At 70.9% G+C, this 21,460-nt stretch carries 19 protein-coding genes and 1 riboswitch; of the genes, 10 read left to right on the forward strand and 9 right to left on the reverse strand.

What is annotated here, in order from left to right:
• The first annotated feature begins 38 nt into the window (after positions 1-38).
• Positions 39-461: a hypothetical protein gene (locus B7C62_17460; protein ID ARF73855.1), complete on the forward strand. Its 423-nt coding sequence runs from the start codon at positions 39-41 to the stop codon at positions 459-461.
• Positions 462-534: 73 nt separating this feature from the next.
• On the opposite strand, the gene B7C62_17465 is transcribed toward B7C62_17460, so the two are convergent.
• From B7C62_17465 to B7C62_17480, 4 genes are all read right to left on the reverse strand, one after another.
• Positions 535-1,401 (reverse strand): GNAT family N-acetyltransferase, encoded by an 867-nt coding sequence (locus B7C62_17465; protein ARF73856.1) that lies wholly within the window; start codon positions 1,399-1,401, stop codon positions 535-537.
• Positions 1,402-1,537: 136 nt separating this feature from the next.
• Positions 1,538-2,017, reverse strand: coding sequence for an NUDIX hydrolase (locus tag B7C62_17470; GenBank protein ID ARF73857.1), 480 nt, complete (start codon positions 2,015-2,017; stop codon positions 1,538-1,540).
• Positions 2,014-3,186, reverse strand: coding sequence for a cystathionine gamma-lyase (locus B7C62_17475; GenBank protein ID ARF73858.1), 1,173 nt, complete (start codon positions 3,184-3,186; stop codon positions 2,014-2,016). Before B7C62_17475 ends, B7C62_17470 begins: the two co-directional genes overlap by 4 nt.
• A gap of 60 nt (positions 3,187-3,246) precedes the next feature.
• Positions 3,247-3,624: a hypothetical protein gene (locus B7C62_17480; GenBank protein ARF73859.1), complete on the reverse strand. Its 378-nt coding sequence runs from the start codon at positions 3,622-3,624 to the stop codon at positions 3,247-3,249.
• A gap of 90 nt (positions 3,625-3,714) precedes the next feature.
• Between B7C62_17480 and B7C62_17485 the strand changes: the two genes are divergently transcribed.
• The 4 genes from B7C62_17485 (at position 3,715) to B7C62_17500 (ending at position 5,965) form a co-directional block, all read left to right on the forward strand.
• Positions 3,715-4,032, forward strand: coding sequence for a hypothetical protein (locus B7C62_17485; GenBank protein ARF73860.1), 318 nt, complete (start codon positions 3,715-3,717; stop codon positions 4,030-4,032).
• A gap of 135 nt (positions 4,033-4,167) precedes the next feature.
• A complete protein-coding gene (locus B7C62_17490) occupies positions 4,168-4,386 on the forward strand; it encodes a hypothetical protein (protein ARF73861.1) in 219 nt (72 codons plus the stop codon).
• Between the two features lie 302 nt (positions 4,387-4,688).
• Complete coding sequence (locus B7C62_17495; protein ID ARF73862.1) at positions 4,689-5,426, forward strand: transcriptional regulator; 738 nt, start codon at positions 4,689-4,691, stop codon at positions 5,424-5,426.
• Between the two features lie 101 nt (positions 5,427-5,527).
• A complete protein-coding gene (locus B7C62_17500) occupies positions 5,528-5,965 on the forward strand; it encodes an SsgA family sporulation/cell division regulator (protein ARF73863.1) in 438 nt (145 codons plus the stop codon).
• Positions 5,966-6,005: 40 nt separating this feature from the next.
• On the opposite strand, the gene B7C62_17505 is transcribed toward B7C62_17500, so the two are convergent.
• A complete protein-coding gene (locus B7C62_17505) occupies positions 6,006-7,346 on the reverse strand; it encodes a hypothetical protein (protein ID ARF73864.1) in 1,341 nt (446 codons plus the stop codon).
• 70 nt (positions 7,347-7,416) lie between these two features.
• A riboswitch (TPP riboswitch) is annotated at positions 7,417-7,552 on the forward strand.
• On the opposite strand from B7C62_17505, the gene B7C62_17510 reads away from it, so the two are divergent.
• Positions 7,545-9,350: a phosphomethylpyrimidine synthase ThiC gene (locus B7C62_17510; GenBank protein ID ARF73865.1), complete on the forward strand. Its 1,806-nt coding sequence runs from the start codon at positions 7,545-7,547 to the stop codon at positions 9,348-9,350. (Overlaps the previous riboswitch by 8 nt.)
• Before the next feature lie 163 nt (positions 9,351-9,513).
• On the opposite strand, the gene B7C62_17515 is transcribed toward B7C62_17510, so the two are convergent.
• From B7C62_17515 to B7C62_17530, 4 genes are all read right to left on the reverse strand, one after another.
• Positions 9,514-9,696: a hypothetical protein gene (locus tag B7C62_17515; GenBank protein ID ARF73866.1), complete on the reverse strand. Its 183-nt coding sequence runs from the start codon at positions 9,694-9,696 to the stop codon at positions 9,514-9,516.
• A gap of 250 nt (positions 9,697-9,946) precedes the next feature.
• Positions 9,947-10,774 carry a hypothetical protein gene (locus B7C62_17520; protein ID ARF73867.1) on the reverse strand — a complete coding sequence of 276 codons (828 nt, stop codon included), beginning with the start codon at positions 10,772-10,774 and terminating at the stop codon, positions 9,947-9,949.
• A gap of 181 nt (positions 10,775-10,955) precedes the next feature.
• Entirely contained in the window at positions 10,956-11,981 is a 1,026-nt protein-coding gene (locus B7C62_17525) for a serine/threonine protein phosphatase (GenBank protein ID ARF77218.1), read from the reverse strand.
• A gap of 315 nt (positions 11,982-12,296) precedes the next feature.
• The gene (locus tag B7C62_17530; protein ARF73868.1) at positions 12,297-13,385 is read right to left on the reverse strand and encodes a LacI family transcriptional regulator; all 1,089 of its coding nucleotides are present in this window, start codon (positions 13,383-13,385) and stop codon (positions 12,297-12,299) included.
• Positions 13,386-13,801: 416 nt separating this feature from the next.
• Between B7C62_17530 and B7C62_17535 the strand changes: the two genes are divergently transcribed.
• The 4 genes from B7C62_17535 (at position 13,802) to B7C62_17550 (ending at position 21,406) form a co-directional block, all read left to right on the forward strand.
• On the forward strand, positions 13,802-14,881 hold the full coding sequence (locus B7C62_17535) for a histidinol-phosphate transaminase (GenBank protein ID ARF77219.1): 1,080 nt from the start codon (positions 13,802-13,804) through the stop codon (positions 14,879-14,881).
• Between the two features lie 282 nt (positions 14,882-15,163).
• The gene (locus B7C62_17540; protein ARF73869.1) at positions 15,164-16,675 is read left to right on the forward strand and encodes a cytochrome ubiquinol oxidase subunit I; all 1,512 of its coding nucleotides are present in this window, start codon (positions 15,164-15,166) and stop codon (positions 16,673-16,675) included.
• An 18-nt stretch (positions 16,676-16,693) separates the two neighbouring features.
• Entirely contained in the window at positions 16,694-17,695 is a 1,002-nt protein-coding gene (locus B7C62_17545; protein ID ARF73870.1) for a cytochrome d ubiquinol oxidase subunit II, read from the forward strand.
• A 102-nt stretch (positions 17,696-17,797) separates the two neighbouring features.
• Complete coding sequence (locus tag B7C62_17550; protein ARF73871.1) at positions 17,798-21,406, forward strand: ABC transporter; 3,609 nt, start codon at positions 17,798-17,800, stop codon at positions 21,404-21,406.
• Positions 21,407-21,460: the final 54 nt, after the last annotated feature.

Consider the following 21,460-nt stretch of genomic DNA (forward strand, 5'->3'; position numbering starts at 1 on the left):
GAACCACCCGCACCACGGAAACGATCAGGAGCAGTTCCATGAGCACCACCACCGCAGTCGCCCCCCTGGCCGTCCAGGACGCCGAGGCCCTCGTCGCGGCGGTCCGCGACGCCGCCGAGGCGGCCGGGATCGCCGTCGCCGTGAGCGTCGTGGACGCGGGCGGCCACCTGCTGGCCTTCCGGCGCGACGACCGGGCGGTTCTCATCGCCGGAGAGACCAGCACCCGCAAGGCGTTCACCGCGCTCCAGCTCGACACCCCCACCGCGGACCTGGTCGACGCCGTGCGGCCGGACGGGCTCTTCCACACCCTGCCGACCGCGCTGGACCGCCCGCTGCTCTTCATCGCCGGAGGCGTCCCCCTGCACCGTGACGGCCGGCTGATCGGCGCCATCGGGGTCGGCGGCGGAGCGCCCGAGCAGGACCACGGGTTCGCGACGGCTGCGGCGGACACCCTCGTCTGAGGCGAGGACACAGAACCCGGAACAGGCACCGAACAGCCGCACCGCCTGTCGGGCGGTGCGGCTCCGCCCTGCGTCAGCCCGTCGCGATCGTGAGCGGGGCGAACCTGCGGCTCGCGTCGCCCGGCAGGTCCGCGACGCCGTACGTCATCACGGCGGTCCGGGAGCCCGGCTCGAGACCGCGCTCCACCAGCCAGCCCAGCAGCTCCTCGTGGCGCGCGTCGACATCGATCCGCAGCGGCCGGTCCGTCGTGGCGGCCAGCGCGGTGACGAGGGCCTTCGCGGTGGCGGTGTCCCGGGCGATCAGCGGGCCGACCGCATGGGAGGTGCCGCTCGGCCAGAGGCCCGCGTAACCAATCAGCTCTCCGTTCTCCTCGGCGACCCGGAGCCGGTCGGAGAAGGCCGGGAGCCGGGCGATGATGTGCGTCCGGTCGACGCCGAAGACGGGCAGGTCGAGCCGGACCATCGACTGCAGGTCATCCGCCGTCGCCGGACGGGTGGACACGGCCGATGCCGGGGCCTCCGCCCGGAAACGGCCACTGAGCCGCTCGGTCCGGCCCACCTGAACGAAGCCGAGCTCCTCGTAGAGCCGTCGGCCCTGGGGTGTGGCGTACAGCGCGAGCGGGGTGGACCCGGCTTCCTCCAGCACATGGCGCATCAGCCGCCGGGCGATCCCCCGGCGGGCGTGGCGTTCGGCGACGAGCAGCATGCCGACGGCGGCCAGGCGGGGCCCGTACGACGTCATCACACAGGCCGCCGCCAGCCCCTTTCCGTCGGGGGAGTCGATCCCGTACCCCGTACCCGCGGAGAGGAGCAGGCCCCACCGGTGTTCGTCGCGCGGCCAGCCCCGGTCCTCGCAGAGATCGGCGCAGGAGACCAGGTCCACCCGGGAGAGGCGCCGTACGGGCAGGTCGACGAGGGGCAGGGGTGATGGGCGGTGCATGGGGTCAGGCTGTCCGACGCGATGATCGCCCGTCCACCGGTTTCCCGGAACTGGCCGAGAACCAGGGCGTCCGCCGCTCGGCGGCGGCCCGGGCCCCCGCTCGGTTTCACGTGAAACATGGAGCCCGGCCGGACCGTCAGCCCAGGTCGGGGGCGTGCAGCGCCCGTACGCCCTCGATGTTGCCGTCCAGATAGTGGCGCAGGGACAGCGGCACGAGGTGGACGGCGGCGATCCCGACCCGGCTGAACGGCACCCGGACGATCTCGTACGCGCCGCAGGGCTCGTCGATCTCCGGGCCGTGCCGCCGGGTGACGTCCATCGACGCGAGCCGGCAGACGAAGAAGTGCTGGACCTTCACCCCCGTCACACCGCCGTCCGCGATGTGCTCGACGGTGTCGACGAAGCAGGGCACCACGTCGACGATCTTGGCGCCCAGCTCCTCGTCGACCTCGCGGTGCAGCGCGTCGACCACGGTGGCGTCCTCCGGCTCCACCCCGCCGCCGGGCGTGAGCCAGTACGGATCGACCCCCGGCTTCGTGCGCTTGATAAGGACGAGGTCGTCACCGTCGAGCAGGATGGCGCGTGCGGTGCGCTTGACCACAGGACGTTCGGTCATGGCAAGAGAGTGGCCCGCGCGGAGCCGTCTGAAACTCCCCCGGCCTGCTGGACCGCTTCGTCCAGCGCCCGGCCGACGTCAGCCAGCAGGTCCTCCGGGTCCTCCGCGCCCACCGAGAAGCGGATGAAGCCCTCCGGCACGGCGTCGCCGCCCCAGCGGCCCCGGCGCTCGGCGGTGGACCGTACACCGCCGAAACTCGTCGCGTCGTCGACCAGCCGCAGCGCGGCGAGGAAGCGTTCGGCGGTCTCCCGGTCGGCCAGCTCGAATGACACCACCGAACCGAAGCGCCGCATCTGGCGCACGGCGACCCCGTACGACGGGTCGGTGGGCAGCCCCGGATAGCGCAGCCCGGTGACCTCGGCCCGCTCGGCCAGGGACTCGGCGAGCGCCAGAGCGGTGGTGCACTGCCGGTCGACGCGCAGCTGGAGGGTGGCGAGCGAGCGGTGGGCGAGCCAGGTCTCCATCGGGCCCGGAATCGCTCCGACGACCTTGCGCCAGCGCCGTACGTCGGCGGCCGGCCCGGGGTCACGGCAGGTGACATGGCCCAGCAGGATGTCGCCGTGCCCGGTCATGCCCTTGGTGTCGCTGGCCACCGAGAAGTCCGCGCCGAGCTCCAGCGGGCGCTGGCCGACCGGGGTGGCCAGGGTGTTGTCGACGGCGACCAGCGCACCCGCGTCGTGCGCCGCCGCCACCAGCCGACGGATGTCACAGACGTCCAGCCCCGGGTTGGAGGGGCTCTCGATCCACAGCAGCTTCGCCCCCTCCAGCAGAGCCAGCTGGGCATCGCCGCCGGTCGGCGCGGTCCGGACCTCGATGCCGAAGGCCGCCAGCTGCTCCCGTACGAGCGGCAGCGCCTGGTAGCCGTCGTCCGGCAGCACCACGGTGTCGCCGGTGCGGACCTGCGAGAGCAGTACGGCGGTGATCGCCGCCATCCCGGAGGCGAACACCGTCGTGCTGACGTCCTCGCCGGGCGCCTCCAGCTCGCCGATGGCCCGTTCCAGATGGGTCCACGTCGGGTTGGTGTCCCGGCCGTAGGTATAGGGACCCACCGGTTCGCCGGAGAGGTGGAAGTGCGCGGCGAAGACCGGGCCGGGCAGGGCCGGTCCGTACTGCTCCGGTTCGGGAAGCCCGGCGCGTACCGCGCGCGTTCCGTCGCCCATGGTGCTCATGCTGCTCCGTACGTTGTCAGGTGGCCCGGGTCGCCGGGCGGCCCGGGGGAAGGTCCGGGATCAGTCCTCGTCCGGCAGGACCATGTTGAGGGCCCAGGAGACGACCGAGATGATCAGTGCGCCGAGCACCGCGGTCCAGAAGCCCTCGACATGGAAACTGAGATCGAAGACACCGGCCAGCCAGGAGGTCAGCAGCAGCATCAGGGCGTTGACCACCAAGGTGATCAGGCCGAGCGTCAGAATGAACAAGGGGAAGGTGAGGAGCTCGACCACCGGCTTGACCAGGAAGTTCACCAGGCCGAAGAGCAGCGCGACCAGGATCAGGGTGAGGGCCTTGCGGCCGGTGGAGCCGCCCTCCAGCGTGATGTCGCTGATCAGCCAGATGGCCACGGCCAGCGCACCCGCGTTGGCGATCGTCTTGACTACGAAATTCTTCATGTGTCTGATCGTGGCAGACATGATCGGTGGTGGACACCGACAGCGCAAACGGAACCGGTAGCACGGGTCACAAGGGCGGACGGACGGGCCATGAAGGCATTCAGACTGGACGAGCTGGAGGCGGAGCGGGCCGCCAACGACGGCGCCTACCTGCAGTTCGTGCGGGAGCGGAACATGTCCGTCGGCCTGTACGCCCTGGACGCGGGCGCCCTCGATCCGCAGCAGCCGCACCGGCAGGACGAGGTGTACTTCGTCGTCAGCGGCCGTGCGTCGATCACGGTCGGGACGGAGACCACACAGGTCGGCCGGGGGAGCGTGGTCTATGTGCCCGCCGGGGTGGCCCACAAGTTCCACCACATCACCGAGGATCTGCGCGTGATGGTCGTCTTCTCCCCTCCGGAGGGCTGAGCCTGCCGTGGGGCTGAACCCCGGGTTTCCCTAAGGGTTCGATCAGGGGTCTTCAAGGGCTGCGGGGCCCCCGCCGGGGTGCCCCGCCCCCTTAGCATCGAGGCAGGAAACCCCAGAGAGACGAGGTAGATGGCGATGGCCGTGCGGGAGATAGTCGCGGGAATGCCCTGGTGGGTGAAGTGGATCGCGGTGCCCGTCATCGCGATCTTCGTGTTCGGCGGTCTGATCGCCAGTCTGCTCACCTTCGTGATCAGCCTGCTCTTCAAGGTCCTGATCTTCGTGGTGCTGGTCGGCGGTCTGGTCTTCGTCGTACGCAAGTTCATGTCCTCGTCCTCCTCACGCGGCGACTGGTAGCGGGGCTGCCGCAGGCCCGTGCGGGACGGGGGGCCGCACCGGTCTGCGGATTAGCCCAGCTGAGCTAAGTCCAGGAGGAAAACCCCCTCCTGCCGGAGGCGGCCGATACAGTGACATAACGCTGCCGCCACCTGGAATGTGACCTTCTGTCACCGAACCGACCGAGTGACCAGTGGTTTGTACGACAGCCCGGTCGTTGGTGCGGCAGGCCCGTGGGGGCGGCCCCCACGGGAGGGCCGACGGCCCGTCACCATGCCTGGGGGTGACCTTTGACCACGGCATCGAGTCCCGCTGTCCCGACGTTGATCGGTTCGGTTCAGCGGGCGTTGAGGCTGCTGGAAGCTGTGGGCACCCATCGGGACGGGGCGCCGGCCAAGCAACTCGCACGCGAGGCAGGGCTGCCGCTGCCGACCGCGTACCACCTGCTGCGCACCCTCACGTACGAGGGCTATCTCCGCCGGGAAAACGGTGTCTTCCTCTTCGGCGCCGCCGCCGAGAACCTGACCGCCGCTCAGGAGCGCAGGAGCCGGCCCGCCACCGTCACCGACTCCCTCGCGCACTGGCGGGACGCCATCGGGGTCCCGGTGTACTGCGCCGTCTACCGCGAGGGCGAGATCGAGCTCATCGCGGTCGCCGACGCCCCCGACTCCCCGGCGGTGGACGAGTGGGCCTCCTTCCGGGAGACCGGGCACGCGCACGCGATCGGGCAGTGTCTTCTCGGCCAGCTCGATGAGAAGGACCGCGAGGACCACCTCGACCGCCACCCCGTACGACCGCTCACTCGTTACTCAGTGCGAGATCGCGCGGCACTTCTGGAGCGGCTACGGACGTTTCGGCGGGGTGAACCGGTTATCGAACGCCAGGAGTACGCACTGGGGACCGTCTGCGCCGCCATTCCCGTCGCGGCCGGTGCCACCATTGCGGCGATGGCCATTTCCGTACCCCTGGACCGGGAAGAACGGTTGCTGCCCGCAGTCGAACAGCTACGTGGCGAAGTGGCGAGCCTCTTGCGTTCGTTCGTGTTCTCTATCAGTATCTGAAAAATCACTCCTTGTGATCTGCTATCGCGTGCACCACGATGGCGTCAATAGGGCCATGGGGGATCATTCCTGGCCAGTTTCATCTACTCCGGGGTTGAACGATGCGCGAGTCGGTTCAAGCAGAGGTCATGATGAGCTTCCTCGTCTCCGAGGAGCTCTCGTTCCGTATTCCGGTGGAGCTCCGGTACGAGGTGGCTGATCCCTATGCCATCCGGATGACGTTCCATCTGCCCGGCGATGCCCCGGTGACCTGGGCATTCGGTCGTGAGCTGCTGCTGGACGGAATCAACAGCCCCAGCGGCGACGGCGATGTGCACATCGGGCCGACCGAACCCGAGGGTCTCGGCGATGTGCACATCCGCCTCCAGGTCGGCGCGGACCGCGCGCTGTTCCGGGCCGGTACGGCACCACTGGTGGCGTTCCTCGACAGAACCGACAAGCTGGTGCCCCTCGGTCAGGAGCACACGCTGGGTGACTTCGACGGGAACCTGGAGGAGGCGCTCGGCCGCATCCTCGCCGAGGAGCAGAACGCGGGCTGAGGGCCGGCCGTACAGGTAGATCACTCCGCCGAACCCCTTCTCACGCCTTGCGGCGACGGCCCCTGCCGGTCCGTGCGGGGGCGGCCGTGGACGAGGAGATGCGGGCGCCCGGCCGGTCCGCCGAGACCACCAGCGCGGCGAGCACGGTCGTCACCGGCACCGAGGCGACCAGACCGATCGAACCGACCAGCGTCCGGACGATCTCCTCCGCCACCAGCTCGCTGTTGGCCACCGTCCCCACACTGCTCTGGGCGATGGAGAACAGCAGCAGGAGCGGCAGCGCCGCGCCCGCGTACGCCAGCACCAGGGTGTTCACGACCGAGGCGATGTGGTCCCTTCCGATCCGGATACCTGCCCGGTAGAGCCCGCGCCAACCCATCTGCGGGTCCGCCTGGTGCAGTTCCCAGACGGCGGAGGTCTGGGTGACCGTCACATCGTCGAGCACACCGAGCGAACCGATGATGACACCGGCCAGCAGCAGACCGCTCATGTCGATGTCCGGGTAGAGGCCGTGGATGAGCCCGGTGTTGTCGTCGGTGTTGCCGCTGAGGCTCGCCCAGCCGATGAACAGGGAGCCGAGCAGCCCGATCAGCAGCAGCGAGATCAGGGTGCCGATGACCGCCACGGAGGTCCGGGCCGTCACCCCGTGGCACATGTAGAGCGCCGCCAGCATGATGGCGCTGGCCCCGATCACCGCCACCACCAGGGGATTCGACCCCTGGAGGATCGCCGGCAGGATGAACAGGGTCAGTACGGCGAAGGAGACGGCCAGCGCCACCAGCGCCATCACCCCACGCAGCCTGCCCACCGCGACCACCGCCAGCGCGAAGACCGCGGCCAGCAGCGTCATGGGGATTTCCCGGTTCACGTCGGTGACGCTGTACTGGAGGTCGCGCGGTGCGTCGGGGGCGTACGCCACCACCACGCCCTGGCCCTCGCGCAGTTGGCGGGGCGCGTCCGGCTGGACCACCTCGACGAACTGACGGCCCTTGTCGCTGCCGGTGGTCACCTCGACGGTCGCCTTGGCGCACTCCCCCTCCTGCCCGTTGACCGCCTCCCGGCCCGAGGGCGTGGAGGTGTCGCCGGTCGGCGGGACCTGCGCCGCGTTGACGTCGGCGCAGTCGACCTTGACGACCTGGACGACCTTGCCGTCCTGGGTCTGCCGGTCGAATCCGACGCCGGTGCGCTCGTGGTCGGGGACGCCGCCGGGCCAGAACGCGATCAGCCCGACGACGACCGCCGTGGCGAACGGGATCAGGACGGCGGCGATGACTTTGCGCAGGTGCTTGGAGACCGGGGCGGCGGGTCCGTGGCTGTGCGTGTGGCCGTGGCTGTGGCCCTGGGGCGGCTGGGGTGCGGGGTCGCTCTGGGGGGAGGTCACGGGGCGATCATCGCAAGAACGGGTGGGCCCTCTGGTCAGCTCGCCGGAAAGGACGCTAGCGTGGAGGCACCTTTGCACACGCGGGAGCTCGGAGCACCGGGCTGAGAGGGCGCTGAGATCGCCGTACATCCGTACGGGACAGGCTGCGCCGACCGCCGAACCTGTTACCGGGTAATGCCGGCGTAGGGAGTAGGTCTCATGACCACAGCGGACGCACGCACGCCTGCCTCGAAACAGAACGACGGAACGCCCGACGGCGCGATTCCGGACGACGGGGCCGGGAAGTCCATCGGCTGGCACAAGGGGTACGTCCAGGGCTCGCGCCCGGACCTCCGGGTGCCGGTCCGACAGGTGCACCTCACCAACGGCAAGGACGTGACGCTCTACGACACGTCGGGGCCGTACACCGATCCCGCCATCGACACCGATGTCCGCCGGGGCCTCGCGCCCCTGCGGGAGAACTGGATCATCGCGCGCGGCGACACCGAGGAGTACGCGGGCCGCCCGGTCCGCCCCGAGGACGACGGGGTCAAGCACACCTCGCCGCGCGGCGGGCTGCGCAACCTCGACGCGGTCTTCCCCGGCCGCCCGCGCCAGCCGCGCCGCAGCCGCGACGGACGGCCCGTCACCCAGCTCGCGTACGCCCGCCGGGGCGAGATCACCCCGGAGATGGAGTACGTCGCGATCCGGGAGAACGTCGAGGCCGAAGTCGTACGGGAGGAGATCGCGGCGGGCCGGGCGGTGCTGCCCGCCAACGTCAACCACCCCGAGATCGAGCCGATGATCATCGGCAAGCGGTTCCTGGTGAAGGTCAACGCCAACATCGGCAACTCGGCCGTCACCTCCTCCATCGAGGAGGAGGTGGACAAGATGACCTGGGCGACCCAGTGGGGCGCCGATACGGTCATGGACCTGTCCACCGGCCGCAACATCCACACCACCCGCGAGTGGGTGCTGCGCAACTCCCCCGTACCGATCGGAACGGTGCCGCTCTACCAGGCGTTGGAGAAGGTGGACGGCCGGGCGGAGGAGCTGACCTGGGAGATCTACAAGGACACGGTCATCGAGCAGGCCGAGCAGGGCGTGGACTACATGACGGTGCACGCCGGGGTGCGCCTGCCGTACGTCCCGCTGACGGCCCGCCGCAAGACCGGCATCGTCTCGCGCGGCGGCTCGATCATGGCGGCCTGGTGCCTGGCGCACCACAAGGAGTCGTTCCTCTACGAGCACTTCGAGGAGCTCTGCGAGATCCTCGCGACGTACGACGTCACCTACTCCCTCGGTGACGGGCTGCGCCCCGGGTCGATCGCGGACGCCAACGACGAGGCGCAGTTCGCCGAGCTGCGTACGCTGGGCGAGCTGAACACCATCGCCAAGCGGTTCGGTGTGCAGACGATGATCGAGGGCCCCGGGCACGTCCCGATGCACAAGATCAAGGAGAACATCGACCTCCAGCAGGAGATCTGCGAGGAGGCGCCGTTCTACACGCTCGGCCCGCTGACCACGGATGTCGCGCCCGCCTACGACCACATCACCTCGGGCATCGGCGCCGCGATGATCGCCTGGTGGGGCACGGCGATGCTCTGCTACGTCACGCCCAAGGAGCACCTGGGGCTGCCCAACCGGGACGACGTGAAGACGGGCGTGATCACCTACAAGATCGCCGCCCACGCGGCCGACCTCGCCAAGGGCCACCCGGGCGCGCAGGAGTGGGACGACGCGCTCTCCGACGCGCGGTTCGAGTTCCGGTGGGAGGACCAGTTCAACCTGGCCCTCGACCCGGACACCGCCCGGGAGTTCCACGACGAGACGCTGCCCGCCGAGCCCGCGAAGACGGCGCACTTCTGCTCGATGTGCGGGCCGAAGTTCTGCTCGATGAAGATCTCCCAGGACATCCGCCGTCAGCACGGCGGTTCGCAGGAGGAGATCGAGGAGGGCATGGCGGAGAAGTCCAAGGAGTTCGCCGCGGCCGGTAACCGGGTCTACCTGCCGATCGCGGACTGATCGCGGGCTGATCCAGGGCTGATCGCGGGCCGGACCCGCTGATACGGCCGGCCGATGTCCACGGGGGGTGTCGGCCGGCCGTCGAGGCGGTGTGTGCCAGGAGTGCCGGAGCCCGTAGGTCAGGGGCGTTGGGCGTCCCGCAGGCGCTCCACCTGGCGGCTGATCAGCTCCGGGGGAAGAACAGGTCCTTGCCGATGCTGAGTTCCTGGAACGTGGCGATGGTGTTCCCCGTGCGGACCACGACGTGCTGCTCGTTGCGGTCGCCGGGCTGTTCCGGCTCCATGGGGATGGTGACGCGGTAGGCGACCGCCTCGTCACCGAACTCCGCTGTTCTCTCCGCCTTCACCGTCGCCTTGAAGGGGCCGATGTACCCTTCGCCCTCGAAGCTGTGGCAGGCGGCGGGGGCCCGCTCGAGTTCCGCGAAGCGCTGTTCGGCCCGGCCGTCCTGAGAGGAAGGCGCCGATGACGGCTGTCGCGGCTGCTGCCCGCAGTGATGCCCTGCGCGGTCGCATGAGTCCCCCCGGACGGTGGGGATGTGAGGCCGACGCTGGTCGTGCCACCGGGCCGGTGGGGATTGACCGATCACGCGGGGGCGGCTACTCCGGCCGGTGCTCGGGGCCGCCGAAGTCCGGGCTGGTGAAGTCGGGGCTCGTGAAGGTGGGGCGGGGGCTGGCGGCCGGGCCGTCCTCCGGGCCGGAGAAGTCCGGCCTGCTGTAGCCGACCTTCGGGATGCGGTTGGGCGAGCGGTGCGGGGTCCGTGCGGCCCGTCCGGCGGCCGGGTCGGCCAGGGCGTCCCGGAAGAACGGCAGGATGCCGCGCTCCAGCAGGGCGTGCCGCCACGCCTCCCTGGCCCGGGCGACCTCCTCCGGCAGCTCCTGCTCCTCGTCCTCGGCGGCCGGGGAGGACGCGCCGTTGCGCAGGGCGGTGACGAGCAGTCCGACGGCGGCGACCAGGATGGCGGCTGCGGCGACGGCGGCGAAGAACCAGCCGGCCGCGACCATGGTGGTGCCGAAGGCCAGGGACGGGCTGACCGCCCTCAGCAGATAGCCGACGAGCAGGAAGATCACCGCGGCGGCGCCCGCGAGGAGCGGGGTCAGGACGGTGAGCACCGCGCCGATGCCTGCCCCCGGGCCGGGCGCCGTGATCCGGGCGGCGTCCGTGTACGGGTCGCCGTCCGGGGCGGGGGCGCTCGCCGCGCGCAGTTCGGCGCGGGCCGTGACGTAGTGCTCGTACTCGGTGGCGGCGGCCGCGGTGATCAGCGCCGTGGCGTTGAGCGCCATGGTGCGCAGCTGTTCGGTGTTGAGCCGGTCACCGACGCCCTCCAGGTCCGGGCGTTCATGGGCGTGGCGCAGTGCGTCGCCCAGAATCCGCGCGTACTCGGGACCGTCCTCGGCCAGCAGGTGCGGAGCGCTTGTCATCTGCATCCCCCGATGCTCCGTTGGGCCCGGCAGCCCGCGTTGACCGGGCGATCGGGCGGAAACGGAGGAGAGCCTGCTACTGATGAGCCGATGGTAGAGCGCTCACGGCGCGCGGTGACAGGGGGTTTCCGGAAATAGGCCCGATGAGCGGCGCGGTCGGATCGTGGAGCGTCTTCCCCGTCAGGGCTCAGTCATGCAGGGGGAGTTGGACGACCAGAAGCTTTCCGGCCATGGTCACTCCGCCGTCCATGGCGATGGCGAGCCCCTCCGCGTACACGTGCGGACCGTTCACCACCGGACCCGATCCGTCCTCGCCGTCCTCCGTGCCGACCTCGCCCAGGAGGTACGGGATCGGGCTGTGACCATGGACGACGCGCTGTCCGCCGTACGTCGTCAGCAGCTCGCGCACCGCTTCGGCGCCGCCCTCGTCGCGGAAGGCGAACCGCTTGGTGAGCTTGCGGAAGAGGTCCCAGCACTCGTCGGCGTCGTTGCGCGTGAGGATGGCGGTAATCGTGTCGTTGACGTCCTCGATGGTGGAGCCGTAGTCGAGGTAGGCCGTCGTGTCGGAGTGCATCAGCAGATGCCCGTCCTCCTCGACGACCGCGTCGAGCCGGGACATCCACTGGAGGTGCACGTCCTGGAGGCGGTCCATGTCGCTCTTCTGGCCGCCGTTGAGCAGCCAGGCGGCCTGGAAGGTGGCGGTGCCCGCCCCGGAGTTGACGGGGGTGTCGGCGAACCGTTTGGCGCCGATGAGCAGGAGCTCGTGATTGCCCATCAGGGCCTTGCAGTAGCCGCCCGCCGCCGCCGCCTCGGCGGAGAGCCGCATGACGAGGTCGATGACCCCGATGCCGTCGGGGCCCCGGTCGGTGAAGTCGCCGAGGAACCAGAGGCGGGCGTTGCCCGCCGCCCAGCTGCCGTCGGCGTCGATGAGGCCCTGCGCGCCGAGGGCGGCCAGCAGCTCGTCCAGATAGCCGTGGACATCGCCGACGACGAAGAGGGGGCCGCGCCCCTCCCCGGTGGCGGGGCGGGGTTCGGGGAGGGTCTGGATCTTGACGGTGTCGCCGCGGTTGATGACGGGGAGGTCGCGCTCGGTGGGGGTGTACCCCTCCGGGAGCTCGTCGCCGACGGCGGCGGCGTTGCCGGGATGCGGCAGCGGGGGCGGGGCGGGCGCGTGCGGCTCCACAGAGGCGTGCGGCACCGGTGCGGGCTGCACCGGCGCACGCGGGGGCACGGACGGGTGCGGCGCCGCGCCGGGCGCCTGCGGTGGTACGGGCGTCTGCGCATACGGCGGAACCCGGAAGTCACGCAACGTCGCCGTCCGCACCACGGGTTCCTGACCGGCCCCCTGTGTCATCGACCCCTCCACCACCGTCGCGCCGCCGTACACCTGACGGGCCCTGCCTGGTAGAGGTGGTCCGCGGTGTCGTGCGCCCATCATAGGAATGCGGATCGATCTGTGTGACGCACCAGGGGTGGTGAATCCGGGCGCACGTGCGGTTCACCGGCCGATTGGTCCGAAAAGAGGCGATCAGTCCCTGCTGGGGGAACGCGGCGGGCTGACCGTGGTGCGGGGCGGACGGCGTTGCGAGGAGGTCCGGACGATGAGCTCGGTCGGTATCACCTGCTCCACCGGCCCGTCGTGCTCCACCCCTTCGATGGCGTCGATGAGGAGCTGGACGACGGCCGTGCCGATGCGGCGGGGCTTGAGCGAGAGCGTCGTGATGGGCGGTTCGGTGGCCGCGTACACGGTCGACTCGCTGCAGCAGACCAGCAGCAGGTCCTCGGGGACCCGCAGGCCGTAGCGGCGGGCGGCCGCGAGGAGATCGGTCCCGTTGGGGTCGAAGAGCCCGTAGACGGCGTCCGGGCGGTCCGGGCGGGCGAGCAGCCGGTCGGCGGCGACCGCGCCCGCGCAGGGGTCGTGCGCCGGGTAGGACTCGTAGACGGGGTCCTGGCCGACCCGCTCGCACCAGTGGAGGTAGGCGGTGGTGGAGAGCCGGGTGTACGTGTCGGTGGTGGTGCCGGTCAGCAGGCCGATCCGGCGGGCTCCGGCGGCGGCGAGGTGGTCGAGGAGGTCGAGCACGGCGGCCCGGTGGTCGTTGTCGACCCAGGCGGTGACGGGGAGCGTGCCGGCCGGGCGGCCGTCCGAGACGACGGGCAGCCCCTGGCGGACGAGTTCGGTGACGACCGGGTCCTGGTCCGAGGGGTCGATGACGACGGTCCCGTCGAGCGCGACGTTCGACCAGACGTCGTGCCGGGAGGTTGCGGGGAGGATGACGAGGGCGTAGCCCCGGGCGAGCGCCGCCGAGGTCGCGGCTCTCGCCATCTCCGCGAAGTACGCGAATTCGGTGAAGGTGAAAGGTTCATCCCCGTACGTGGTCACGGTCAGGCCGATCAGCCCCGACTTGCCCGTACGGAGGGTTCGGGCCGCTGCGGAGGGGCGGTAGCCCAAGCGCTCTGCGACCTCGCGGACATGGCTGCGGGTGGCGTCCGGGAGCCTGCCCTTGCCGTTGAGCGCGTCGGAGACGGTCGTGATCGAGACTCCGGCCGCGGCGGCCACGTCACGGATACCCGCCCGTCCTGGCCGGCCGCTGCGCCGGGGGGTCTCCGTCCGGCTCACCTGGTGCTTCCCTGCTGCTGTCATGGCGAGCCGATAGTAGGGCTCGGAGGGGCGGTCGGTCCGGTCGCATATGCACGCATCGACAGGCACGTTTCTGCATGGTCAAGTACCGCCAAATCCCTTGCAAAGCAAGGTGGTTGGCTGTTCCAGCATAAGCCTGTCAGGTGTTGATGGCTGACGGCCTGCTGAATGGTCGATGTCTCGAAGAGGTCTCAACTCACCACTTCGGGGGACGCGCGCCACGGCGTGAGACATGGGCGCGCGCCGGAACCCGAAACGCTCCCCCCTGGGAGCCCCCTCGGAACGGACCATTCCCGGCACTGCGGGAGATTCCGCGTCCGCCCCATTCGCAGCGGCGCCCAATCCTCATAAGGTGAGCAGTATTGATGTGCACGACGGTCGAGGAGGACCCTGCGGTGAGCGAGACGAGCCCCAAGCTGCGCGCCGAACTGGACGGCGTTCCCGCCTATGTGCCGGGCAAGCCCGCCGCGGCCGGCGGACCGGTCGCGTACAAGCTGTCCTCCAACGAGAACCCCTATCCGCCGCTGCCGGGGGTCCTGGAGTCCGCGCTCGCGGCGGCGGGAAGCTTCAACCGCTACCCGGACATGGCGTGCACCGGGCTGATGAGCGAGCTGTCCGACCGCTTCGGGGTGCCGCTCTCGCACCTGGCCACCGGTACCGGGTCGGTGGGCGTGGCCCAGCAGCTGCTCCAGGCCACCTCGGGCCCGGGCGACGAGGTCATCTACGCCTGGCGGTCCTTCGAGGCGTACCCGATCATCACGCAGGTGAGCGGCGCGACCTCGGTGAAGGTCCCGCTGACCACCGGTGAGGTGCACGACCTGGACGCGATGGCTGGGGCGATCACCGACCGGACCCGGCTGATCTTCGTCTGCAACCCGAACAACCCGACCGGGACGGTGGTGCGCCGGGCCGAGCTGGAGCGGTTCCTGGACCGGGTGCCGGGCGATGTGCTGGTGGTGCTGGACGAGGCGTACAAGGAGTTCATCCGCGACGCCGATGTGCCCGACGGCATCGAGATCTACCGGGACCGGCCCAATGTGGCGGTGCTGCGGACCTTCTCCAAGGCGTACGGCCTCGCCGGGCTGCGGGTCGGGTTCGCCGTGGCCCATGAGCCGGTGGCCGCCGCGCTGCGCAAGACCGCCGTCCCCTTCGGCGTCAGCCAGCTCGCCCAGGACGCGGCGGTCGCCTCGCTGCGCGCGGAGGACGAGCTGCTGGGCCGGGTCGGCTCGCTGGTCGCCGAGCGCACCCGGGTGAGCGAGGAGCTGGTGCGCCAGGGCTGGACCGTTCCGGAGTCGCACGCCAACTTCGTCTGGCTGCGGCTCGGCGAGCGGACCCTCGACTTCGCCGCCGCCTGTGAGCGGGCCGGTGTGGTGGTGCGCCCGTTCAAGGGTGAGGGCGTACGGGTCACGATCGGGGAGAGCGAGGGCAACGACCTCTTCCTGAAGGCGGCGGAGGCGTTCCGCTCGGAGGGGTAGCACCCCGGCGCACCGCGCTGCGGCCGTCCGTACGGCCGGTGGCCCCGGACCTCGGTCGACGAGGTCCGGGGCCTTTTCGCGTAGGCCCGGGGGCGCCTCCGGCCGAAAGGGGTACCCCCGGCGAACGGTCCGAAAGTGTGTGCGCCATAATTGCTTGTGAATGTGAACGCGTTCACAAGCGTGCCCCTGTTCCTCCCACGATCGGTGGGATTAAAGGGGCAGAGTGCCCGGTGTGGCCACGGCGACGTGGCGTCACCACGGCGACGTAAGGAGAAAGACGACGTGGACCTCGCTCTGGCGCCGGAGACCCTGGCGCGATGGCAGTTCGGCATCACCACCGTCTACCACTTCCTCTTCGTTCCGCTGACGATCTCGCTCGCCGCGCTCACCGCCGGCCTGCAGACCGCCTGGGTGCGGACGAACAACGAGAAGTACCTCAGGGCCACCAAGTTCTGGGGCAAGCTGTTCCTGATCAACATCGCCATGGGCGTCGTGACGGGCATCGTCCAGGAGTTCCAGTTCGGTATGAACTGGTCCGACTACTCGCGCTTCGTCGGTGACATCTTCGGAGCGCCGCTCGCCTTCGAGGCGCTGATCGCCTTCTTCTTCGAGTCCACCTTCATCGGACTGTGGATCTTCGGCTGGGACCGGCTCCCGAAGAAGATCCACCTCGCCTGCATGTGGATGGTCTCGCTCGGCACGATCCTCTCCGCCTACTTCATCCTGGCGGCCAACTCCTGGATGCAGCACCCGGTCGGCTACCGCATCAACGAGGAACGCGGCCGCGCCGAGCTCACCGACTTCTGGAAGGTGCTCACCCAGGACACCGCGGTGACCCAGTTCTTCCACACCATCACGGCGGCCTTCCTGGTCGGCGGCGCCTTCATGGTCGGTATCGCCGCCTTCCACCTCGCCCGCAAGAAGCACATCCCGGTGATGCGGACCTCGCTGCGGCTGGGGCTGGTCACGGTCGTGATCGCCGGACTGCTCACCGCCGTCAGCGGCGACATGCTCGCCAAGGTGATGTTCCGCCAGCAGCCGATGAAGATGGCCGCGGCCGAGGCGCTCTGGGACGGCCAGGACCGCGCACCCTTCTCGGTCTTCGCGTACGGGGACGTCAGCGAGGGCCACAACTCCGTCGAGATCTCGCTCCCCGGGGTGCTCTCCTTCCTGGCCAACAACGACCCGAACTCGTACGTCCCCGGCATCAACGACATCAACAGGGAGCTGGAGGAGAAGTACGGGCCCGGCGACTACCGGCCCAACATCCCGGTCGCGTTCTGGAGCTTCCGCTGGATGATCGGCTTCGGGATGGCCTCCTTCGGCCTCGGCCTCCTGGGGCTCTGGCTGACCCGGAAGAAGTTCCTGCTGCCACCGGCGATGCGGACCGGTGAGGACGAAGTGCCGAACCTGGTGCTCTTCCGGAACAAGGCGCTGAGCCCGAAGCTCACCAAGCTCTACTGGCTCACCGCCCTCTGGACCCTGCTCTTCCCGCTCATCGCCAACTCCTGGGGCTGGATCTTCACCGAGATGGGCCGCCAGCCGTGGGTGGTCTACGGGGTGCTCCAGACCCGCGACGGGGTCTCCCCCGGTGTGTCGCAGGGCGAGATCCTCACCTCGATGATCCTCTTCACCCTCCTCTACGCCGTGCTCGCGGTCATCGAGGTCAAGCTGCTCGTGAAGTACATCAAGGCCGGGCCGCCGGAGCTCACCGAATCCGACCTCAACCCGCCCACCCGGATCAACGGCCACGACGACGAAGACGCCGACCGGCCCATGGCCTTCTCGTACTGAGAGCACAGGAGCTGAGAGATGGAACTCCACGACATCTGGTTCGTGCTCATCGCCGTCCTCTGGATCGGCTACTTCTTCCTGGAGGGTTTCGACTTCGGCATCGGAGTCCTCACCAAGCTGCTCGCCCGGGACCGCAAGGAGCGGCGGGTCCTCATCAACACCATCGGGCCCGTCTGGGACGGCAACGAGGTCTGGCTGCTCACCGCGGGCGGCGCGACCTTCGCGGCCTTCCCCGAGTGGTACGCCACGCTGTTCTCCGGCTTCTACCTGCCGCTGCTGATCATCCTGCTCTGCCTGATCGTGCGGGGGGTCGCCTTCGAGTACCGCGCCAAGCGGAACGAGGAGCGGTGGCAGACGAACTGGGAGAACGCCATCTTCTGGACCTCGCTGATCCCCGCGGTGCTGTGGGGCGTGGCGTTCGGGAACATCGTGCGCGGGGTGAAGATCGACGCCGACATGGAGTACGTCGGCAACTTCTTCGACCTGCTGAACCCGTACGCGATCCTCGGCGGGCTCGTCACGCTCTTCCTCTTCACCTTCCACGGGGCGGTGTTCGCCGCGCTCAAGACCGCCGGGGACATCCGGGTCCGGGCGCGGGCCCTCGCCATCAAGCTGGGCCTGGCCACGGCGGTGCTGGCGCTGGGCTTCCTGCTCTGGACCCAGGCCGTGAGCGGTGACCGCTGGAGCCTGGTGGCGCTGATCGTGGCGGTGGTGGCCCTGGTCGCGGCCATCGGGGCCATTGCCAAGGGGCGCGAGGGCTGGTCGTTCACGTTCTCGGGGCTGACGATCGTGGCGGCGGTGGCGATGCTCTTCCTGACGCTCTTCCCGAACGTCATGCCCTCCTCGCTGAACGAGGCGTGGAACCTCACGGTCACCAACGCCTCGTCCACGCCGTACACGCTGAAGATCATGACCTGGTGTGCCGGTATCGCCACTCCCATGGTGCTGCTGTACCAGAGCTGGACGTACTGGGTGTTCCGCAAGCGGATCGGCACCCAGCACATCGCGGACGCGCACTGATCCGCACCGGCCCCGCCGGGCTGTGTTTCACGTGAAACACAGCCCGGCCCGCCCTGTCGACCCTGCTGATCCCGACGATCCCGCTGCTGGGGGATGTTTCACGTGAAACCGATCGACCCGCGTCTGGTGCGGTACGCCCGAGCCACCCGCTTCTTCCTGGCGGCCGTGGTGGCCCTCGGCCTGGTCGGCGCCGCGCTGGTGATCGCTCAGGCGATGCTCATCGCCGAGATCGTGGTGGGCGGGTTCGAGGACGGGCTCACGGTCACCGAGCTCCGTACCCCACTGCTCCTGCTCGCGGCGGTCGCCGTCGGCCGCGCCCTGGTCGCCTGGCTCACCGAGCTGGCCGCCCACCGGGCGAGCGCGGCGGTCAAGTCGGAGCTGCGCGGCCGGCTCCTGGAGCGGGCCGCGCAGCTGGGTCCCGGCTGGCTCAGCGGACAGCGCACCGGCTCCCTGGTGGCGCTGGCGACCCGGGGGGTCGACGCGCTCGACGACTACTTCGCGCGCTATCTGCCGCAGCTCGGGCTCGCGGTCGTCGTGCCGGTGGCGGTGCTCGCCAGGATCGTCACCGAGGACTGGGTCTCGGCGGCGATCATCGTGGTCACCCTGCCGCTCATCCCCCTCTTCATGATCCTGATCGGCTGGGCCACCCAGTCCCGGATGGACCGGCAGTGGCAGCTGCTGTCCCGGCTCTCCGGCCACTTCCTGGACGTCGTCGCCGGACTGCCGACGCTCAAGGTCTTCGGCCGGGCCAAGGCCCAGGCCGAGTCGATCCGCACCATCACCTCGCAGTACCGCCGGGCCACCCTGCGCACCCTGCGGATCGCCTTCCTCTCCTCGTTCGCCCTGGAGCTGCTCGCGACCCTCTCGGTCGCCCTTGTCGCCGTGACCATCGGGATGCGGCTCGTACACGGGGACCTCGATCTCTACACCGGTCTGGTGGTCCTGATCCTGGCCCCGGAGGCGTATCTGCCGATCCGGCAGGTCGGGGCGCAGTACCACGCGGCGGCGGAGGGGCTCTCGGCCGCCGAGGAGATCTTCGCGGTCCTGGAGACCGAGCCCCGGACGGCGGGCACCGAGGACGTGCCGGAGTCGCTGCGCCTGGAGCTGGCGGGCGTGACCGTACGCCACGAGGGCCGTACCGAACCCTCGCTGGACGCGGCCTCGCTCACCGTCGAGCCAGGGGAGACCGTCGCCCTGGTCGGCCCGAGCGGCGTCGGCAAGTCCACCCTCCTCAACGTGGTCCTGGGGTTCGCCGTACCCGACGGGGGACACGTCCGGGTCGGCGGCCGGGACCTCGCGGACGTGGACCCGGAGCGCTGGCGGAGCCGGATCGCCTGGGTCCCCCAGCGCCCGCACCTCTTCGCGGGGACGATCGCGGAGAACGTCCGCCTCGCCCGGCCCGACGCCGACGACGAGGCGGTGGTGGCGGCGCTGCGGGACGCGGGGGCGCACGACTTCGTCGCCGGGCTGCCCGAGAGGGAGCGGACCCTGCTGGGCGAGGACGGTGCCGGGCTCTCCGCAGGACAGCGCCAGCGCCTCGCCCTCGCCCGCGCCTTCCTCGCCGACCGGCCGCTCCTGCTGCTCGACGAGCCGACCGCGAGCCTGGACGGGGAGACGGAGGCGGGGATCGTCGACGCCGTACGGAGGCTGGCGGCGGGCCGGACCGTGCTGCTGGTCGTCCACCGCCCGGCGCTGCTCGCGGTGGCGGACCGGGTGGTGACGCTGGAGCCGCGGACGGTGGACGCCTCCGGGCCTGCCGCGACCGCCGCGCCCGGACTGCCCGTCCCGCAGCCCCTCGCGGGCGGTGAGCCGCTGGACGCGCGGCGCCCCGGGGATGTGCTGGCGGCGGCGGACCTGCTGGAGCCCGGGGACGTACGGGAGTTCGGGGGGCTGCTGAGCCCCGGGGACGTACGGGAGGCCGGCACCGTTCCGCTGCGGGAGACCGACGCCCGCAGCGGACGGGTCCTCGCCCGGGTCCGTGAGGCGGCGGGCGCGCAGCGCGGGCAGCTGGCCCTGGCGCTGCTGCTGGGCAGTCTGGCGGTGGGGTCGGCGGTGGGGCTCATGGCCGTCTCCGGCTGGCTGATCTCCCGCGCATCCGAACAGCCGCCGGTGCTCTACCTGATGATGGCGGTCACCGCGACGCGCGCCTTCGGTATCGGCCGGGCGGTCTTCCGGTACGCGGAGCGCCTGGTCTCCCACGACGCCGTGCTCAAGCTGCTCGCCGAGCTCCGGGTGGCCGTCTACCGGGGCCTCGAACGGGTCGCGCCCGCCGGGCTGCGCACGGTGCGCCGGGGCGACCTGCTCTCCCGGCTCGTCGCCGACGTGGACGCGCTCCAGGACTACTGGCTGCGCTGGCTGCTGCCCGCCGGGACCGCGCTCACCGTCTCGGTGGCCGCCGCCGGGTTCACCGGCTGGCTGCTGCCCGGGGCGGGCCTGGTCCTGGCGGCCGGTCTGCTGGTCGCCGGGGTCGGGGTGCCGCTGGTGAGCGGTGCCGTCGCCCGCCGTACGGAGCGTCAGCTGGCGCCCGCCCGCGCCGCCCTGGCCACCCGGGTCACCGATCTCCTCGGCGGTACGGCCGAGCTGACCGTCGCCGGGGCCCTCCCGGCCCGGCAGGCGCACATGCGGGCCGCCGACGGTCTGCTCACCCGGATCGCCTCCCGCGCGGCCACCGCGACGGCCCTCGGCGGCGGGCTCTCCGCCCTGGTCTGCGGGCTCACGGTGGTGGCCGCCGCGTCCGTCGCCGTTCCCGCCGTCAACGACGGGCGCCTCTCCGGCGTCGCGCTCGCGGTGGTGGTGCTGACCCCGCTCGCCGCCTTCGAGGCCGTCGCCGGACTGCCGCTCGCGGTGCAGTACCGCCAGCGGGTGCGGCGGAGCGCGGAGCGGGTGTTCGAGGTGCTCGACGCCCCCGTCCCCGTAAGGGAGCCCGCGGCCCCGGCCGATCCGCCCGCCTCCCCGTTCCCGCTGGAGGTGCGGGGGCTGACGGCCCGCTACCCGGGCGCGCACCGCGACGCGCTGGAGTCGCTCGACCTGACGCTGGTGCCGGGCCGCCGCATCGCGGTCGTCGGCCCCTCGGGCTCGGGCAAGACGACGCTCGCGCAGGTCCTCCTCCGCTTCCTGGACGCGTCCTCGGGGACGTACAGCCTCGGCGGTGTGGCGGCGGCGGAGCTGGACGGCGACACCGTACGGCGCTCCGTCGGCCTGTGCGCCCAGGACGCCCATGTCTTCGACAGCTCGATCCGCGAGAACCTGCGCCTCGCCCGTACCGGTGCCACCGACGCGGAGTTGTACGACGCCCTCGCGCGGGCCCGGCTGGACGTGTGGGTCCGCTCGCTGCCCGAGGGGCTCGACACCCCGGTGGGCGAGCACGGCGCCCGGCTCTCCGGCGGCCAGCGCCAGCGCCTCGCCCTGGCCCGCGCGCTGCTGGCCGACTTCCCGGTCCTCGTCCTGGACGAGCCGGCCGAGCACCTCGACCTCGCGACCGCCGACGCGCTCACCGCCGACCTGCTGGCCGCGACCGAGGGCCGGACGACCGTGCTGATCACCCACCGGCTGGCCGGGGTCGAGGCGGTCGACGAGGTGCTGGTGCTGGACGCGGGCCGGGTGGCGCAGCGCGGACCGTACGCGGAGCTCGCCGCCGAGGACGGTCCGCTGCGCCGGATGCTGGAGCGGGAGGCGGAGACGGTGGGGACGGCAGAGACGGTGGGCGCTTGAGCGCGGTCGATGCCCAGCACGGAGAAACCCGACTTTCCTCCCCAATCGCCACTA

Origin of the sequence: Kitasatospora albolonga (assembly GCA_002082585.1) — a bacterium.
Lineage (GTDB): Bacteria > Actinomycetota > Actinomycetes > Streptomycetales > Streptomycetaceae > Streptomyces > Streptomyces stephensoniae.

What these genes read in the sequence shown, in the direction of transcription:
- B7C62_17545 (ARF73870.1), top strand. Translation starts at nt 16,694, where the DNA reads ATGGAACTCCACGACATCTGGTTCGTGCTCATCGCCGTCCTCTGGATC.
- B7C62_17470 (ARF73857.1), bottom strand. Translation starts at nt 2,017, where the DNA reads ATGACCGAACGTCCTGTGGTCAAGCGCACCGCACGCGCCATCCTGCTC.
- B7C62_17465 (ARF73856.1), bottom strand. Translation starts at nt 1,401, where the DNA reads ATGCACCGCCCATCACCCCTGCCCCTCGTCGACCTGCCCGTACGGCGC.
- B7C62_17480 (ARF73859.1), bottom strand. Translation starts at nt 3,624, where the DNA reads ATGAAGAATTTCGTAGTCAAGACGATCGCCAACGCGGGTGCGCTGGCC.
- B7C62_17460 (ARF73855.1), top strand. Translation starts at nt 39, where the DNA reads ATGAGCACCACCACCGCAGTCGCCCCCCTGGCCGTCCAGGACGCCGAG.
- B7C62_17510 (ARF73865.1), top strand. Translation starts at nt 7,545, where the DNA reads ATGACCACAGCGGACGCACGCACGCCTGCCTCGAAACAGAACGACGGA.
- B7C62_17500 (ARF73863.1), top strand. Translation starts at nt 5,528, where the DNA reads ATGCGCGAGTCGGTTCAAGCAGAGGTCATGATGAGCTTCCTCGTCTCC.
- B7C62_17520 (ARF73867.1), bottom strand. Translation starts at nt 10,774, where the DNA reads ATGCAGATGACAAGCGCTCCGCACCTGCTGGCCGAGGACGGTCCCGAG.
- B7C62_17490 (ARF73861.1), top strand. Translation starts at nt 4,168, where the DNA reads ATGGCCGTGCGGGAGATAGTCGCGGGAATGCCCTGGTGGGTGAAGTGG.
- B7C62_17475 (ARF73858.1), bottom strand. Translation starts at nt 3,186, where the DNA reads ATGAGCACCATGGGCGACGGAACGCGCGCGGTACGCGCCGGGCTTCCC.
- B7C62_17485 (ARF73860.1), top strand. Translation starts at nt 3,715, where the DNA reads ATGAAGGCATTCAGACTGGACGAGCTGGAGGCGGAGCGGGCCGCCAAC.